Below are 16,482 nucleotides of genomic sequence, written 5' to 3' on the forward strand. Positions count from 1 at the left end.
TTTTTTAAGTAGCAAATATGAAAATCAAAATTTTAGAAAAATTTAAAGCATTTACTTGACAGCAAATAGTAGCTTTAATAATATTGGCTGCAGCAGATGTTTTTGTTATTGCTGCGCCTTATTATATTAAAAATATCGTTCCTAATTTACATATTTATTTAGGAATACATGAAGATGATGTAGCTAGATTAACAGCAATTATTGGTTGGGTTACTTTAGCTACACAACTTCCTGGAGGTTTTTTAGCTAATAGATTTAGCTCGCGTAAACTTTTATTTTTAGCTGTTCTATCCACAGGAATTTTAACGTTCTGATTTGGAGCAATAATTCTCAAACACAAAGACATTGGATATCAATCAGCAATGGCACAATATTCAGTAGTCTTTGGATTATGAGGAATTAGTTCAACATTAATCTTCTGAACTCCTTTATGAAAACTTGTTTCTCAGCAAACTACAAAGGAAAATCAAGGATTAGCATATGGAATTCAAGGAACAGCGAATGGGATAATTGGTTTTATTTTTGTCTTTGTAATTGGACTTATTATTACTACAGTTTGATACAATGATAAATCCACAACCAATTCAACAGTTCCGTTTTCTGTTTATGCGTTTTTAATAGCAACATTTTTAGTAATTACTTCATTTTTGGTTCTATTTTTAGTAAAAGAAAAACCACTTGATAAATCTCAAATTACTAAAATTAGCTGAGAAAAATTTAAAGCTAGCCTTTTACAAGTTTGAACTTCATTAAAAAATTGAAAACTCTGAATGTTGTCAATTTTTGTAATGGGAATGTATACTTTCCAATCAGTTTTTGCTTATTATTTAATACAAATGCTTCAAAACGCTTTCTTAGCCCCTGTAGTTCTAGTAACAATTTTAGGTGGAGTTAGAACTTATGCACTAAGATTTGCAGTTAGTTCATACATTGGATATTTAGCTGACAAATTTAAAAGCTATATTTTATTTCTAATTTTTGCTTCTGTAATTGGTCTTTTACTTGTTTTAATTATCATTTTACTTGCTTTTATAAGTTCAAATTATTCAACAGTTGTTATTGTTTTATCATCAATTTTATTTTTATTAGTTGGTGTTTTATCTTGAGCAATGGTAACACTAAGATATTCACAAGTTGGTGAAATTGAAATAGGAAAAAATAATTATGCATCATCAGTTGGAATTCTTTCATTTATAGGATTTTCAACAGATGCTTGATTGTATGAAATTACCGGAGCAGTTGGTAAAGCATATACTGATCCAGGGCATTCAAATACTAATGTAACCGGATATCAAATTATTTTAGCAATTACATTAGGTATAACTCTACTTGGAGTATTATGTGCTTTAGTGGTATTTATAGCTAATACAATCGAAATGAAAAAATCAGGAAAAACAAACTACAGATGAAGGGAGTTACATAATGCCTAAATCAACACAATTACTTTTAGCACATAGAGGATTTTCAGCTATTGCGCCTGAAAATACAAAATTAGCTTTTGATTTAGCTTATGAATTTTGCTTTGACGGAGTTGAATTAGACGTTCACTTATCTAAAGACAAACGTTTGGTGGTAATTCATGATGAAAATACAAAAAGAACATCATTAAGAAGCAAAGAAATATCTGATAGTACTTTTCATGAATTAGAACAAGAAGATGTTGCAGCTTTTTTCAAAGTTAAAACTAGAGTACAAAAAATTCTTTCTTTAGAAGAATTTTTAGACCTTTACTTAGAAAAATTTTCAGTTATTAACATTGAAATTAAAACAGATCAAAAAGAATACAAAGGAATAGAAGGTTTAATTCATAAATTAGTTTCAAAATATGATTCAAAATTAGTTGAAAAAATTATTTTTTCTTCATTTAACTTTGAATCTTTACAAAAAATTTATGATTTAAATCCAAATTACAATTTAGGCTTTTTATTTTGGACTAAAACTCAATTAACTAAAGTTGAAAAAGAAAGAATTGTGAAAATCTGTAAATATCTTCACCCTTGAACAAAAATGTATTTAAAAGAAGCAAAATTAATTAATTCTTTTAAACTTCCACTTAATTTATGAACTTCTTCTCCAAATGAATTTGAACTATTTAAAAATGATAAAAAAGTTTACTCTCAAATTTCAAATTTCAAATTAGAAGCTTAATTTATTGCAAAAAAGCTATAAAAAAGAAGAAAAAATAAAGCAATTTTGATTGCTTTATTTTTTTATACTAATAAGATAGTCTAGTCCTTTTTGAGTAATTTTTCTACCTCTTGGTGTTTTTTCAATTAGTTCAAGTTGTAATAAAATAGGTTCGATATTATTAATAATATTTTCTTTAGTTTCCTTCATTATGCCACAAATTACATCTAAAGAAACAGTTTTTCTTTTAAAGACGTTAGCTAATAAATTTAAATATTCAATATTTTGTAGATTTAAACCATTTAAAAAAATTCCAATTCCATTAAAAGTTTTATCAATTATATCTTTTGAAATCGTTTTTGTATCTTCAACTATTGCAAAATCACGAATTCTTTTTAGTAAGTTATTGGCAATTCTTGGCGTTTTATTTGTAAAATCAACAACATAATGAACTAATTCCTCTGAGATTTCAATATTTAAAATGTTAGAAGAATTTTGAATAATTTTTTTCATTTCTTCACTTGTGTATTCATAAATTTTAGCTGTAAGACCAAATCTATTTTTTAGTGGCAAAGAAATGGAAGAAATCTTAGTAGAAGCACCAACTAATGTAAACTCAGGTAATTTCATTCGCATAATTTTACTCTCACCTTCAACACCAATTTGAATGTCTATGACAAATTCCTCCATAGCAGAATAAAGTAGTTCTTCTATATTTTTATTAATAGAATGGATTTCATCAATAAAAATAATATGACCTTTTTCAACATTGGCTAGCATAGATAAAATATCAGATTTCTTTTCTAATAAAGGACCTTGAATATATTTAATTTTTGATTGAGTTTCAGTAGCTAAAATGTTTGCTAAAGTAGTTTTTCCAGTCCCAGGTGAGCCATAAAAAAGTATGTGATCTAAAGGTTTTTTCCTCTTTCTAGAAGAAGAAATCAATACTTTTAAGGTCTCAACTAGTTTTTGTTGTCCAATGAATTGTTCAAAATTCTTTGGTCTAATTTCTAAATTCTCTTGCATTTGAAATCAACTTAATTGCTTCTTCCACTAAAAGTTCAAAGTCATTGTTAGCTTGAACTTTAGAAAGCGCATAATTAATCTGTTTCTTTTGAAATCCAAGGATTTTTAGTGTATCTTCAAGTTCTTTTGCTATTTTATCTTCTAAAACAGTTTTTGAGCTAAAGGTAACTTCTTCTTCAACGTTAATTACTTTGTCTTTGTTTAAAGTTTTTTGATAGTTTTGGAAGATTTTGATATATTTATTCTGAAATTCGAAGACAATTTGCTTTGCATTTTTGACATTTAAATATGGAAATTCACTAATTCTTTTCCAGTCTCCATCAGCTATATATGACATTGCAGTTTCTCAACCTTGATTTAGTATAGCAATTGCAGTTTTAGGTCCGATACCTTGAACTGAAATTAAATCTTCAAATAAAATACGTTCTCTAAAGTTTTCAAAACCATATGTTGTTTTTGAATATTCATTTTCATATTTATAAATATATATTTTTTTACTTTCATCTTTTTCAAATCTATCTATGTTAGGCACATAAATTAAATGACCTACATAATTTTGTTCTAAAATTAAATAATTTTTACTTTTGGATACTATTTTTCCAAATTTATAAATTTCCATATTAAGTCTCCTTTTTTTGTTTTTTTTGTTTGTTTTTTTGTGTTCTTACTAATTATTAAAAAATTTTTTACAATTAAGCTAAAAAAAGGAAAAAAATAGGAAATAAAGAATAAAAAGTATTTTATTAATAAAAAAACACATCCAATAGATGTGTTTTTTGTTGATAAAGTCAATTTTTAAGCTTTAGTTAATCATTTATCTAAGTTAGGAAAAATTCCAATAGAAAAGGCAGCGTAACCTGTATGAGTAGCAACAATTGCAGATGCAAATTGAACATTTTTTACTTCAATTTCTTCTTGTTTTAAAACAGAAACTACTTCATCAAGTAAACTAGCATTTCCAGAATAAATTAATTTAAAAATATAGTTGTGAAGATGGTTTTTCTCTGCGAATTCTTTTAATTTTGAAGCTACTTTTTTAACAGCCCCTTTTAGAGTTCTTTTAATTCCAGCAAATGCAATGTCCTTATCAGTAATTTTTAAAATTATTGAAAAGCTATTTATTGTACTTATAATCATTTTTTTAATAGATACTAGACGACCACCTTTTGTAAAGTGATCTAAATCTGAAGGAATAACAAAGTTTAATGAGTTTTTGTTGATATCTTTAATAAAGTTAATAATAAACTCGGTGGAATAATCTTTGAGTTCAGTTAAAGCAAATTTAGCAATATCTAAATATTCATCACCACAAAAGTGATTATCGATGAGATGAAATTTAGGATTATCTTTAATTAATGAGTTAAAAGTAGAGTATGTTGAAGATAAAAATGAAGGAATAAGAAGAACAATAATGTTTTCATACTCTTTTTCAAGTTTATTGATAACAGATTCCATTAATCCTATTGAAGGCATTGATGTTTTAAATTCTTTTGCTTGTTTGATTTTTAAAAATAGCTCTTCGCCTTTATAACTTTTTTGATCATCTAAGAATTCTTCACCATCTAAAATAAATTTTAAAGGAAGTAGTTCCACATCGTCAGTCTGATCTATTGTTTCTTGTGAAACACCAGAAAATGAATCTATAATAAATGCTAGTTTTTTCATAACATTGTCACAATTATTAATAAAGTAATTGTAATTCTCCTTATATTTTGTTTAATTATTATAAACTAATAAAAGTAATTAACACCTAATTTTTCATAATATTTTTCAAATTCTTTGTTCGGAAGTCCGCAATATAAATTAATTCTTTTCTTTTTTAAAAAGCTAAATAGGGATTGAACTAAAATATTGATTTTTGGATTATCTAATTTTTGAAATTTCTCTTTATTTAAGAAGATAAATGTAGGATTTAAGATTGCAATATTTAAAAAATCAATTGAGTTTATTTCATTTAATACAAAACCAATGTTTATATTTTGTACAAATTCAGGATCTTTTTGCTTTTGCTGAAAAATAATATTTTTAATGCTATTAAAGTTATCTACGTTAATTAAATATTTTAATTTGTAGTTAATTTTTTCTTTTTTAAGAAGGAAAATGAACATTTCCTGTTCAAGTAAAAGTATGTAAGGTTCGCCTTCGTGATGAAATTGTTCTAGATAGGAATTATATGTGAGTTGTTCTTTTTCGAATTTAGTGAGTTGTGAATCTAAATATGAAAAACTGTAAATTTTTTGATCAGTTGTTTTGTGATCGAGATTTTTAAAAGTATTTAAACTGGTGATTTTTATTTTGTCAAAATTTGTAATTATTTTATCTTCTTTTTTTGATTCTAATAAATTAAAATCATTTGCTAAATTTGAATTATTAAATCCTTTTAGATCTAAAAATAAAGTAGTTTTTGTTTGTTTTTCAATTTCTTTAAAAGTGTATTCAATTTTTATATTTAAATACTTTAAATCTTCACGATTTTTGCTAACAAAAGCTGAAATATATTTGTAGAAAAACTTGTATTTATTTTTTAAAAATATAGAAAATAATTTTTCTACGTAATTTTCAAATGATTTTTTCTTAGAAAATTCAAATTGTAAAGTTAAAACATCTTTTTTAAAAATAACATATTTTAAACCTCTTAAAGAAAACATATTAAATCAGTAAAATTGCTCAAATAAAGCTTCTTTTTCTTCAAAATTTGCTAATGATTTTTTGAGTTTGAAGTTTAGAAAAACAATATTTTTTTTAGTATTTGAATTAAAAACAAAATCATTTTTAATCATTTTTTTATGTTTTTTTTGTTTAAATTTTTGAATAAAAAAGTAATCAAAAATTGGTTTTTGAATTATAGAAGTTAAAATAAATGTTTTTTCTTTATTTTTTTCATTTTTAGTATCTTCAAAGTGTAATTTAAAGTTTTGAAGCTGTTTTTTATTATCGTGTTGGTTGGAAAATTCGATTACAAAATTGTTTTTATAATTATTTCATTTTGAAAATGCATCTTTTAATATTTGTAAATTTTTGTTTCCAAACAAAGCGATAAAATCACTAAACAAGACTCAGTCACCAAAAACTAATGGATTACTTTTTGAAATAAATTTAGCATATTCTAAAAAGTAACCATCTTTGATTTTAATTCTTGCTTTTCTTCCATCATAAACAAAAGGAATCATAAAAAAAGAATTCATTTGTATTTTTTTGAAGAAATATAAAGACAATAGTAATAAAACTATGATAATTAAAATAAAAACAAAAAAGATTAAATATATTCATTCTATACTCATAATTTAGCCTATGATTTAGTTATTTTTTCAATGGATTTATGATTTTTTAAGATAGTTTTTATTTTTTGTGTTTCTTCTAAATTAAAAAATTCAACATCAATTGTTTCACTTTCAACATTTAAAACAATTCCTTGCCCAAATTTGATGTGATGAACTAAATCTCCTTGATAAAAATCAGTATTTTCGCTTTTTGTATAGTTTAAATCACCTTTTAGGGTAATTCTACTAAAACTTAAAATTTGTTCAGATTTTATCTTCATTTCAGAAACAAAGCAACTAATTGGTGTTGGTCGATAATTGTTTGTTTTACTTGCTGAAAGAAAATTAGATCTTGAATAAGAGATAAAAAGTCTTTCTTTAGCTCTAGTAATTGCAACAAAAGCTAGTCTTCTTTCTTCTTCTAAAAGTTCTTGATCATAGCTTTCTAAAGTCTTTTTAGTAGGAAAAACTCCTTCAGACATACCTATTAAAAAAACATTTTGAAATTCAAGTCCTTTAGCAGCGTGAATTGTCATTAGTGAAATTGAAGTATTTGCTTCATAATCGTTATCTAAATCTGAAGATAAAACACTATCATCTAAATAATCTCTTAGTTTTTTATTTGGTTTATGTTTTTGTCACACACGCAAAGAAGCGTAGAATTTTTCTAAAGTTTCTTGAGCTTCTTTTCTTTCGCCGGTTTCATGTTTAAATGAGCTAAGATAATCAATTTGTTGTAAAAATGCTTTTAAAAGTTCATCAAATTTTTTATGCCCTTGTTCAAATAGTTTGCGATATGCCTTGATGTATGAAAGTAGATGAGTAAGTTTTTTTTGATTTTCTTTTGAAAGTGGAATTTTATCCTCTTTATCATTGACAAATTTAATTTTTTTACTATAAAAATCAATTAGAAAATCATAAAGATTTTTGTTATATTTTTCAGCTAAATAAGTTAATTTATTCAAAACTGTTGGACCAATTTTTTTTGAAGGAATATTAATTACTTGACTAAAAGCAACAACGTTTCCATCATTGATTACTCTTAAAAAATTAATTGCATCTCTGATTTCTTTTTTAGAATTAAATGAAGTATTTCCAACAATTTTATAAGCAATATTTTCTTTAAAAAGTTCATCTTCTAAGTGTTTGGCATAAAAGTGTTGTCTATATAAAATAGCAATGTTTTTAAGTTGAACTTTATTTTTTCTTAGATTATTAATTTCGCTAATAACCCAAGAAAACTCAACATTTTGATTAGCAGCGTCAAAAAATTTAATTTCTAATTCTTGTTTGTCTTGATTTGAAACTAGATTCTTTTTGATTCTGTTTTTGTTATTGGAAATAAGAATATTTGCTGCATCTAGAATTGTTTGACTAGATCTGTAGTTTCTATTTAATGTTATTGAAATTAAATTATCAAAGTCTTTTTCAAGATTTAAAATTAAATTAACATCTGCTCCTCTTCATGAATAAATGGTTTGATCTGGATCACCAACAACTATTAATTTGGTTTTTTTTGAAATTAATAGTTTAACTATTTCATATTGTATTGAAGAGGTATCTTGAAATTCATCAACTAAAACAAAGTCAAAAAAAGAAGATCATTTTTTGGCTATTTCTGGAATTTGAGTAAATAAGACTTTAACAAAGATTTGCAAATCATCAAAATCAACTACGTTTGCTTTGTTCATGTAGTAAACATAGTTTTTGTAAATTTTAACAAGTTTTTTCTCTGTAGAATTTTGAGCATTGGCTTGAATTTGCTCAAAAGTCAGTTCCTTATTTTTTACATAACTTATAAAATCAATTGCTTTTCTAAAATTAGGGATTTCTTCATTTGATAAAGAAAATTGAAGCTTTTCGTATACATCTTTTAAAATTTTTTTCTGATCTCTTTCATCAATGATGTTAAAGTTTTTATCTAGATTTTCAAATTCTTTTATTTTTTTAAATTGTTGTGATTCAATTTTTAAAATTAAATTACATAGTGAGTGGAAAGTAAAAATTTTAGTTTCATTAGCATCAGCACCAATTACGTTTTTAACCCTTTCTTTCATCTCATTTGCAGCTTTATTAGTAAAAGTAAGAGCTAAAATTTTTTTTGCCGTGGTTATTTTGGCAGCAATTAAATAAGCAATTTTTTTAGTTAAAACACTGGTTTTTCCGGTTCCAGCTCCGGCAATAATTCTCAAATGATGTTCATTTTCAAGCACTGCTGCTTTTTGATTAGTGTTTAGTCCACTAAGAATATCATTTTGCAGTTGAGAATTTTTATCTAAGTTCATTTTGTTCACTTTCCATTCATATAATTTTTTTAAAGCTAATTAGCTCTGGTTCAATTCTGTAAATTAAATCTTGGTTTTTGTCTTCTTTTTTATAGACTCAAACAGTTCTTGATTTGGAGAATAAATCATTTATACCAACTTTTTTTCTTCTTGCAATTGAGATAATTAAAACAAAACTTAATAGAGTATTAATATTTGAAAATAAAATAGGTATAGAAATTAAAAATTGTTCTCATCAAATTCAATAATTAGAATCTGTTATTTTAATTGGGTTTTTAGAAGTGTTTGATTGAACTAATTTCAAAGCGATTGAAGGGATCAAACAGCAAGCAGAGATTATAAATAATATAATTCAAATAAGTGTTGTCAGAGTTTCTTTTTTGATTTGCTGAATTAATCTTTGTTTAAATGTGTTAGCTGGTTCAAGAAAAACAATTTTGATTTTGCAAAATTTTTGACCAATCGTTTGGTTTTTGTTAAACAAAGGCAAGATTATTTTGAGTAAAAAAATAGTAACAATTATTAAAAAATATCAAAGATAGTATTTTCAGATAATAATGTTTTTTGTTACATCATCATTTACAAAAACTGCATAAGATATTAAAATTATAAAAGCAAATATGATTACTAAATCTATAATTCCGCTCAAAAATCTAATCCAAAAGTTAGCTAGTTTATTTTGTGTTTGCATTATAATTTTTTATGAATTTCTTTTCATTTATCTTGGTTTAAGTCTGATTTAATTAAAAAAGATTCTTCGTTATTTTCAAATAAGTAAAGATTAATGTTTTTGTTAAATTCCACTTTGCGCAATTTTTCTAAAAAACTAAAATATTTATCCATTAATAATTGTATTTGTGATTCTTTTCAAAGCATATGTTTGATTTTTTTAAAAAAATTACTTTTATGAAGGCCAAACATACTTGGAATAAATAATTCAAAGAAATACATTTTTGCATATTGGATCTCATTTGCAAATTTTCTTCTATTTTGAAGCATATATTCTTGAATTTCACTTCAGTTTCTATTTAAAGTATAAAAACTAATTTTATCTACTTTAATATTTTTAATAGTTAAAAAAACTTGATCTATAAACACATAAGTTTGTATATTTAATAAGATTTTATAAACTAAATTTAGTAAAAATTTTGAATTATTTTCTTTAATATTTGTGTTTTTAATTATGTTTAAAAAAGTATCTTTTTTAAAAAATTTATTAAAAAATAAAGGAAATGAATAAGCTATCACTTGTGGCTGACTTGGTAAGTTAAAAACTCGATTTTTCTTGATTCTGTTTTTGGGCATTCATTGAAAATAAGTTTTTAATTTAGGTTTGAATTCAATAACATCACAATTAAATTTTTGTTTGTATTTTGAAAATAATTCAACTAAATTGTTTTCAAAATCTAAAAAATCAGCAATGTAAACAAAATATTCACCAGATGAGAGCAAAACCATATCTAAAATTTGTTCAGATAGAATTTTGTTTTTGTCATTGATTAAAATAATTACTTGATTTTTGAAGGATTTTTTAAATTTATCTAAAGCAATTAGTTGTTGTTCTGAAGGTGAGTTTAAGCTAAGAACAAGTTCAAAATCTTTGTCAGTTTGTTTTACAAATTTTTCTAATATTTGTTCTAAATTTTGATTTTTATTATAAATAGGTAAAAAAATTGATAACATCATAAATTACATCATTAAGTTTTTATTGGTTCTTGGATATGGAATTGAATCTCTAATATTATCAACACCAGTTACATACATAATTAAACGTTCAAAACCTAAACCAAAACCAGCAGAGCTATAATTTCCAAATTTTCTAAGATCTAAATATCATTGTAAATCTTCTTGTTCCATATTTAAATCTTTTAGTCTTTGAAATAATTTGTCATATCTTACTTCTCTTTGTGATCCACCGATTAATTCACCAATTCCAGGAACTAGTAAGTCAAAAGCCGCTACTGTTTGTCCATCATCATTTTGGTGCATATAAAATGCTTTAATTTCTTTTGGATAGTTAACAATTGCAACAGGTCCTTTTACTACTTCTTCAGCTAGAAATCTTTCGTGCTCTGTTTTTAAATCAGTGCCAAATTCAATGTCTTGAAATTCAAATTTTGCTTTATTTTTCTTTAGAATTTCAATAGCTTGTCTATATTCTAAAATTGTTAATTTGTTGTTGTAAAATTGTTGTAATTTTTCAACTAAATTTGCATCAATATTTTTTTGGAAGTATTCAAACTCAGCAGGATGTTTTTTAATTGTGTTTTTAATAACAGTTTTTAAAAGCGAATCACCTAAATGAATAATGTCTTTTAGTTTATAAAAAGAAACTTCAGGTTCAATCATTCAAAATTCAGCAGCATGTTTTTTGGTATTAGATCTTTCAGCTCGAAATGTAGGCGCAAATGTATAAACCTTTTGAAAACCTAAAGCATAAGCTTCAGCATGTAGTTGCCCAGTTACCCCTAAAGTTGCTTTTTTGTTAAAAAAATCTTTTTCTTCATTATCAACAACAAAAGCTTCTCCAGCTCCTTCTCCATCATTTGAAGTAATAATAGGTGAAGAAAGGTATAAAAAGTCATGTTTTCTAAAATATTCATGAATTTCAAATGCCAAAGTTGATCTAATTCTCATCACAGCTCTAAAAAGCTTTGTTCTATGTCTAATATGTGGAATGCTTCTTAAAAATTCAGAAGACATTTCTTGATTTTGTATAGGAAATTCTGCATTTGAATGTGCCAAAATAGTAAGTTGAGAACAAAGAAGTTCACCTTTTTGCTGAGCTTGTGGTGTATATGCAAAAACACCTTTTACTTCAATAGCAGCACCTAGATTTAAAGTTTCAATTTGTTCAATGGTTGCTTTATCATTTTTTAAAACTAATTGCAGATTTTCAAAAGTTGAACCATCATTAATTTCTAAAAATTTAATTTTGGCATTTCCTCTTGAATTTGTAAGTCAGCCTTTAATACTAATGTTTTGTTGATCGTGTTTCGCAGCGGATTTTAATAGTTGTTTTATATTCATGTATATGCTCCAAAATAATATTGTTTATTTAAATAAATTACTTAAAATTATACAACAAACAAGCCTATTTTAAAACAGAGTGATAGTGAAATTGATTATTTATAAAATTTATTTTTTTAATAACTTTTTTAGCAAATATGGTATTATTTAAAAGCATTTATTGCCTCTAGTGGAAGAAAAATTTCGATAGTACCACCAAGAGAACTTATGAAAGGATGCTCGAAAATGGCAAAAAAAGAAGTAGTAAGAGTTGCTAAACTTCAATTTAACGCTGGTCAAGCCAAACCAGGTCCTGCTTTAGCTGGACTTGGAATTGTTATGCCAGAATTTACAAGACAATTCAATGATGCAACAAGAGATAGAGGAAGTGAACCAGTTCCTGTTGCTATTACAATTTACAAAGACAAAAGCTTTGATTTTAAATTATTTACTTCACCTGCTTCATACAAAATTAAGCAATTAGCTAAGATTGAATCAGGTTCTTCAAACTCTAAAACTACTAAAGTAGCAAAATTAACATTAGAACAATTAAGAGAAATTGCACAGTATAAATTAGTTGATTTAAATACCAAAAATCTTGAAAAAGCAATGTTTACAATTTATGGAACTGCAAAACAAATGGGCGTAGAAGTTGAAGGATGAGATGAATTTGTAAAACAACAGAAAGAGGCTAAATAATGAAAAAAATAGGAAAAAAACTTGCTGAAGTAAATAAATTAGTCGATAAAAACAAATTCTATACTTTAGAAGAAGCTATGGAATTAGTGAAAAAAACTTCTTATACAAAATTTGATGCTTCAGTTGATTTAGCTTTTAGATTAAATCTTGATACTAGAAAAGCAGATCAACAATTAAGAGGTAGCGTTGTTTTACCACATGGTACAGGAAAATCAATTAGAGTATTAGTTGCTACAGATTCAAGTGAATTAGCAGAAAAAGCAAAAGCTGCAGGTGCTGATTTAGTTTATACAACTCAAGAATTAGAACACGCTTTAAAAATTGACCAATTTGATTTTGATGTTATTGTAGTTGAGCCAAAATTGATGCCTGTTTTAGGAAAATATGGTAAAAAATTAGGACCAAAAGGTTTAATGCCAAATCCAAAAACCGGAACTGTTACTCCAACACCTGATAAAGCAGTTTTAGAACTTAAAAAAGGTAAAGCAAATTATAGAGCTGATAAATACGGAATTGTTCACTCTTTAATCGGAAAAGTTTCAATGCAAACAAATGCATTAGTTGATAATGCTCAAACTTTAATTACATTAATTAAAAAATTAAAACCAAGCGTTGTTAAAGGTACATATATTAAAAATCTTACTGTATCTGCTTCAATGGGACCTTCTATTAAAATTAAATTAGAAGTGTAGTTATTTAATCCAAAAAATAAGAGCTCATACTCTTATTTTTTTATTTATTTAATTTAAATATTTATAAATTAACAAACTGTATTATCATTTAAGAAATATAAAGGAAAAAATGTCTAAATTTATTTTTGTAACAGGTGGAGTACTTTCAGGTATTGGAAAAGGAATTGTTGTTTCATCTTTAGGAAATCTTTTAAAATATCGTGGTTATTCTGTTTTTATTATTAAACTTGATCCATATTTAAATGTTGATCCAGGAGTTTTATCACCTTATGAACATGGTGAAGTGTATGTAACTGAAGATGGAGGAGAAACTGATCTTGATTTGGGTCATTATGAAAGATTCACAGATGAAAATTTTTCAAAAGATTCTAACTACACATCAGGAAAAATTCTTTCTAAAATCCTTGAAAAAGAAAGACAAGGTTTTTATAATGGAAAAACTTTGCAATATATTCCACATGTTAGCGATGAAATAATTAATATCTTAAAAAATGTTGAAAAAAAATATAACACTGACTTTGTTTTAGTTGAAATAGGTGGAACTGTTGGTGATATTGAATCTAATCTCTTTTTATATGCAATTTCACAAATGGGTTATGAATCTGATTTTGAAAATTCTTATTATGTTCATTTAACTTATGTACCATTTTTAGAAACTTCTCAAGATTTTAAAACCAAACCAACACAATTTTCAGTTTCTAAATTACATGCAATGGGTATTCGCCCTAATATGATTTTTTTAAGAACTCATAAAGAATTAAACAAAGAAACAGCAATGAAAGTAGCAAAAGCTTCACTTTTACCAATTCAAAATGTTGTTTCCATTCCTGATCTTAAAAATGTTTACGAAATTCCTTTATATTTTGAAGAAAAACAAGTTGTTCAATCGATTTTAGATTATTTTAAATTAGAGCAAAGACCTGCTGATTTAACTAAATGAGAAGAATTTGAAAGTCTTTATAATGCTAAAAAAGAAGAAACTCTTAAAATCATGATGCTTGGAAAATACACAGAGTTTGTTGATGCTTACAAATCCATTGTTGAAGCATTAAGAATTTGTGCTGTGTATAACAAACTAGAAGTTGATCTTAAATTTTTAGATACAACAACAAGTGCAAAAAAACAAGAACTTAATTTAGAAAATTTAAAAACAGCTGATGGAGTTGTAATTTTACCAGGTTTTGGAAAACGTGGTTTTGAAAATAAAGTAAGAGCTGCTGCTTTTACAAAAGAACATAATATTCCGACTTTTGGAATTTGTTTAGGTATGCAAGCAATGACTGTTGCACAAGCAAGACACAAAGGAATAATCAATGCTAATTCTAAAGAATTTGCTTCAGACAAAGATGAAGTATATGTTTTAGATTTTAATACTAAAAATGGTGATAAATTACAAATAGGTGGAACTCTTCGTCTTGGAGCTTCTGAAGTTGAATTTAAAAAAGATTCCTTAATTGCTAAAATTTACAAAACAGATAAAACAACAGAAAGACATAGACACAGATACGAAGTTGTTAAAGAATTTGTTCCTATTTTAGAAGATGAAAGATTTGTTTTCTCAGCAAAACATCCACAAAGTGAATTAATTGAAGCTTGCGAAGATCCACAACATAATTTCTACATTGGAGTTCAGTATCATCCTGAATTTTTGGCCAGACCTTTGAGACCTCATCCATTATTTGATAGTTTTTTAAAAGCAGCTTTAAAATACAAACACTCTAAAAAAGAAGCTAAATTAAACAATTAACTTATAAATTATTTTATTAATATAGTCTTAAATATCTTATAGAGTTTTGAAATTACAAAAATAATTTCAAAACTTTTTTATTCTTAATTTATTCTTTTTTTAAATATAAATGATTTATTACAATTTTAATTTATAATTTTTAAACTATTTAAAAAGCATTTTAAATTTATTATTATTTTAATAATAAGTTTTTTTAAACTAATTTATCTTTATTTGTGATTATGCTTTAAAATAAATTAAGTATTGTAAATTTTTAAACTAATTTTATAAATAAATCAATAAAAGAAAGTGGGATTTATTATATGAATATAGAATTGTGAAAAAATCAAGCTAATTCAATCAATGTGTTTTTCGAAGCTGCACCTATTATTTTAATTATCTTTATAGTTTTTTCAATTTTACTTAATATTTTCTATTGATGATTAGCTAAATCTAATAAAGTTATAGTTTTAAAAAATCATAAGAAATTAGAGTTTAATAAATTCAAGTTCAAACATTATTTTATTAGCTTATCTATTTGTATTAGTGTTCTTTTTATTATTATTTTTGTTTATTTTTGAATTTGATATTTTCACATTTCTAATTGATGAAATTGAGGAAAAGAATCTGGATTTATTAGTTTAAATAGTAAAAAAATAACCACATTTACAAAAGAATTTAATACAGAAGAAAATATTAAATGACTAAATTCAATTAAATGATGATTTAATTCTTGACAAAATTGAAAATTTAGTTAGTATTATTTTTGATGAACAAAAAAAGTAAAAAATCCTTCATTTTTGAAGGATTTTCTTTAATAAATATTTCGATAGTAGAAAAATTTTTGTTTTTTTAATAATAATTTAAAATTTTTAATAGTTTATAGAAAGCAATGTATATTTATTCTATATTCTATAGCTTTTAAGTTATTTAATATTAAAAAATTAATGAAAGGAACAATATGATTTCAGATACACTACAAAAAATTAAATTACCTGATATTTCTGATATATCAAATCTTGCCTTTTTTATACCAGGAATTGCTGCTTTGGTTATTGCAGCAGTAGTTTTATCTTTTACAATTAGATTTTATATAAAACATAACGGAGCAATTCAATTTACTGTATTTATGGTCTTGATTTTTGTTAGTTTAGTACTGTTTATTATTTCAATAGCTTTACTTGTTGCTGGAGGTGCAATAATAGGTTATGAAAAAGCAAAACCTGTACTAGAGCAAAGAATAGAAGTTGAAAAGGAAAAAATTCTTGAAGAAATTCAAAGAATAATTAATGAAAAAACTAAAGGTACTATTGTAATTAACCCACCTACTCATTAATAAAAGTATTGTAAAAAACCTGGTAAAACAACAGGTTTTTTATTTAAAATAAATTAATTAATTCTAAAAATTATTCATTATTTTTTTACAGTTAATAAGATAAAAAACTTTATTTAATTTGTATGTTTGTTATATAAAAAATTAAATATCAATGTTTGTATAAAATAATTAAAATTAAAATATGTAAAATGTGAGCAGATCCCCTTTTCTTAGAAAAATAGAAAAGGGGATTTTTTATGAAATATTCATTAGAATTTAAATTAGAATGTGTAAAAAAATACAAAAAAGGAATTGAAATTAAAAAGCCTGATTTTGCTAA

Annotated in this window: 15 protein-coding genes; 7 read left to right on the forward strand and 8 right to left on the reverse strand. The window is 24.8% G+C overall.

From position 1 onward, the window contains the following. The first annotated feature begins 17 nt into the window (after positions 1-17). Together F801_RS0101470 and F801_RS0101475 are read left to right on the forward strand one after the other, a co-directional pair. Positions 18-1,430: an MFS transporter gene (locus F801_RS0101470; RefSeq protein WP_015084110.1), complete on the forward strand. Its 1,413-nt coding sequence runs from the start codon at positions 18-20 to the stop codon at positions 1,428-1,430. Then, entirely contained in the window at positions 1,423-2,148 is a 726-nt protein-coding gene (locus F801_RS0101475) for a glycerophosphodiester phosphodiesterase family protein (RefSeq protein ID WP_013302092.1), read from the forward strand. Before F801_RS0101470 ends, F801_RS0101475 begins: the two co-directional genes overlap by 8 nt. A 54-nt stretch (positions 2,149-2,202) precedes the next feature. Here the strand turns inward: F801_RS0101475 and ruvB are convergent, their stop codons facing one another. From ruvB to asnS, 8 genes are all read right to left on the reverse strand, one after another. Then, complete coding sequence (gene ruvB, locus F801_RS0101480; RefSeq protein ID WP_014335527.1) at positions 2,203-3,156, reverse strand: Holliday junction branch migration DNA helicase RuvB; 954 nt, start codon at positions 3,154-3,156, stop codon at positions 2,203-2,205. After that, positions 3,134-3,775: a Holliday junction branch migration protein RuvA gene (gene ruvA, locus F801_RS0101485; RefSeq protein ID WP_013302094.1), complete on the reverse strand. Its 642-nt coding sequence runs from the start codon at positions 3,773-3,775 to the stop codon at positions 3,134-3,136. Before ruvA ends, ruvB begins: the two co-directional genes overlap by 23 nt. A 176-nt stretch (positions 3,776-3,951) precedes the next feature. After that, positions 3,952-4,821: a DegV family protein gene (locus F801_RS0101495; RefSeq protein ID WP_014582551.1), complete on the reverse strand. Its 870-nt coding sequence runs from the start codon at positions 4,819-4,821 to the stop codon at positions 3,952-3,954. Positions 4,822-4,886: 65 nt separating this feature from the next. Next, entirely contained in the window at positions 4,887-6,341 is a 1,455-nt protein-coding gene (locus tag F801_RS0101500) for a hypothetical protein (RefSeq protein WP_215743669.1), read from the reverse strand. Positions 6,342-6,445: 104 nt separating this feature from the next. Next, on the reverse strand, positions 6,446-8,701 hold the full coding sequence (locus F801_RS0101505) for an ATP-dependent helicase (protein WP_014582548.1): 2,256 nt from the start codon (positions 8,699-8,701) through the stop codon (positions 6,446-6,448). Next, a complete protein-coding gene (locus tag F801_RS0101510; protein WP_230493927.1) occupies positions 8,688-9,350 on the reverse strand; it encodes an RDD family protein in 663 nt (220 codons plus the stop codon). The genes F801_RS0101505 and F801_RS0101510 overlap by 14 nt, the downstream gene beginning before the upstream one ends. 41 nt (positions 9,351-9,391) lie before the next feature. Continuing rightward, positions 9,392-10,387 carry a glycosyltransferase family 2 protein gene (locus F801_RS0101515; RefSeq protein ID WP_014335521.1) on the reverse strand — a complete coding sequence of 332 codons (996 nt, stop codon included), beginning with the start codon at positions 10,385-10,387 and terminating at the stop codon, positions 9,392-9,394. A gap of 3 nt (positions 10,388-10,390) precedes the next feature. Next, positions 10,391-11,731 (reverse strand): asparagine--tRNA ligase, encoded by a 1,341-nt coding sequence (asnS, locus tag F801_RS0101520; RefSeq protein ID WP_014335520.1) that lies wholly within the window; start codon positions 11,729-11,731, stop codon positions 10,391-10,393. A gap of 225 nt (positions 11,732-11,956) precedes the next feature. Here asnS and rplK point away from each other — a divergent pair, with 225 nt between their 5' ends. The 5 genes from rplK (at position 11,957) to F801_RS0101545 (ending at position 16,163) form a co-directional block, all read left to right on the forward strand. After that, positions 11,957-12,409: a 50S ribosomal protein L11 gene (gene rplK / locus F801_RS0101525; protein WP_013302101.1), complete on the forward strand. Its 453-nt coding sequence runs from the start codon at positions 11,957-11,959 to the stop codon at positions 12,407-12,409. Further along, positions 12,406-13,101, forward strand: a complete 696-nt coding sequence (gene rplA, locus F801_RS0101530; RefSeq protein ID WP_276211257.1) for a 50S ribosomal protein L1 — start codon at positions 12,406-12,408, stop codon at positions 13,099-13,101. Before rplK ends, rplA begins: the two co-directional genes overlap by 4 nt. Positions 13,102-13,210: 109 nt before the next feature. Then, entirely contained in the window at positions 13,211-14,848 is a 1,638-nt protein-coding gene (locus F801_RS0101535; RefSeq protein ID WP_014335518.1) for a CTP synthase, read from the forward strand. 302 nt (positions 14,849-15,150) lie between these two features. After that, positions 15,151-15,585, forward strand: a complete 435-nt coding sequence (locus F801_RS0101540) for a hypothetical protein (protein WP_020104534.1) — start codon at positions 15,151-15,153, stop codon at positions 15,583-15,585. Positions 15,586-15,788: 203 nt separating this feature from the next. Beyond that, on the forward strand, positions 15,789-16,163 hold the full coding sequence (locus F801_RS0101545; RefSeq protein ID WP_013302104.1) for a hypothetical protein: 375 nt from the start codon (positions 15,789-15,791) through the stop codon (positions 16,161-16,163). Positions 16,164-16,482 lie beyond the last annotated feature (319 nt).

It is taken from the genome of Mesomycoplasma hyorhinis ATCC 17981, assembly GCF_000383515.1.
Lineage (GTDB): Bacteria > Bacillota_I > Bacilli_A > Mycoplasmatales > Metamycoplasmataceae > Mesomycoplasma > Mesomycoplasma hyorhinis.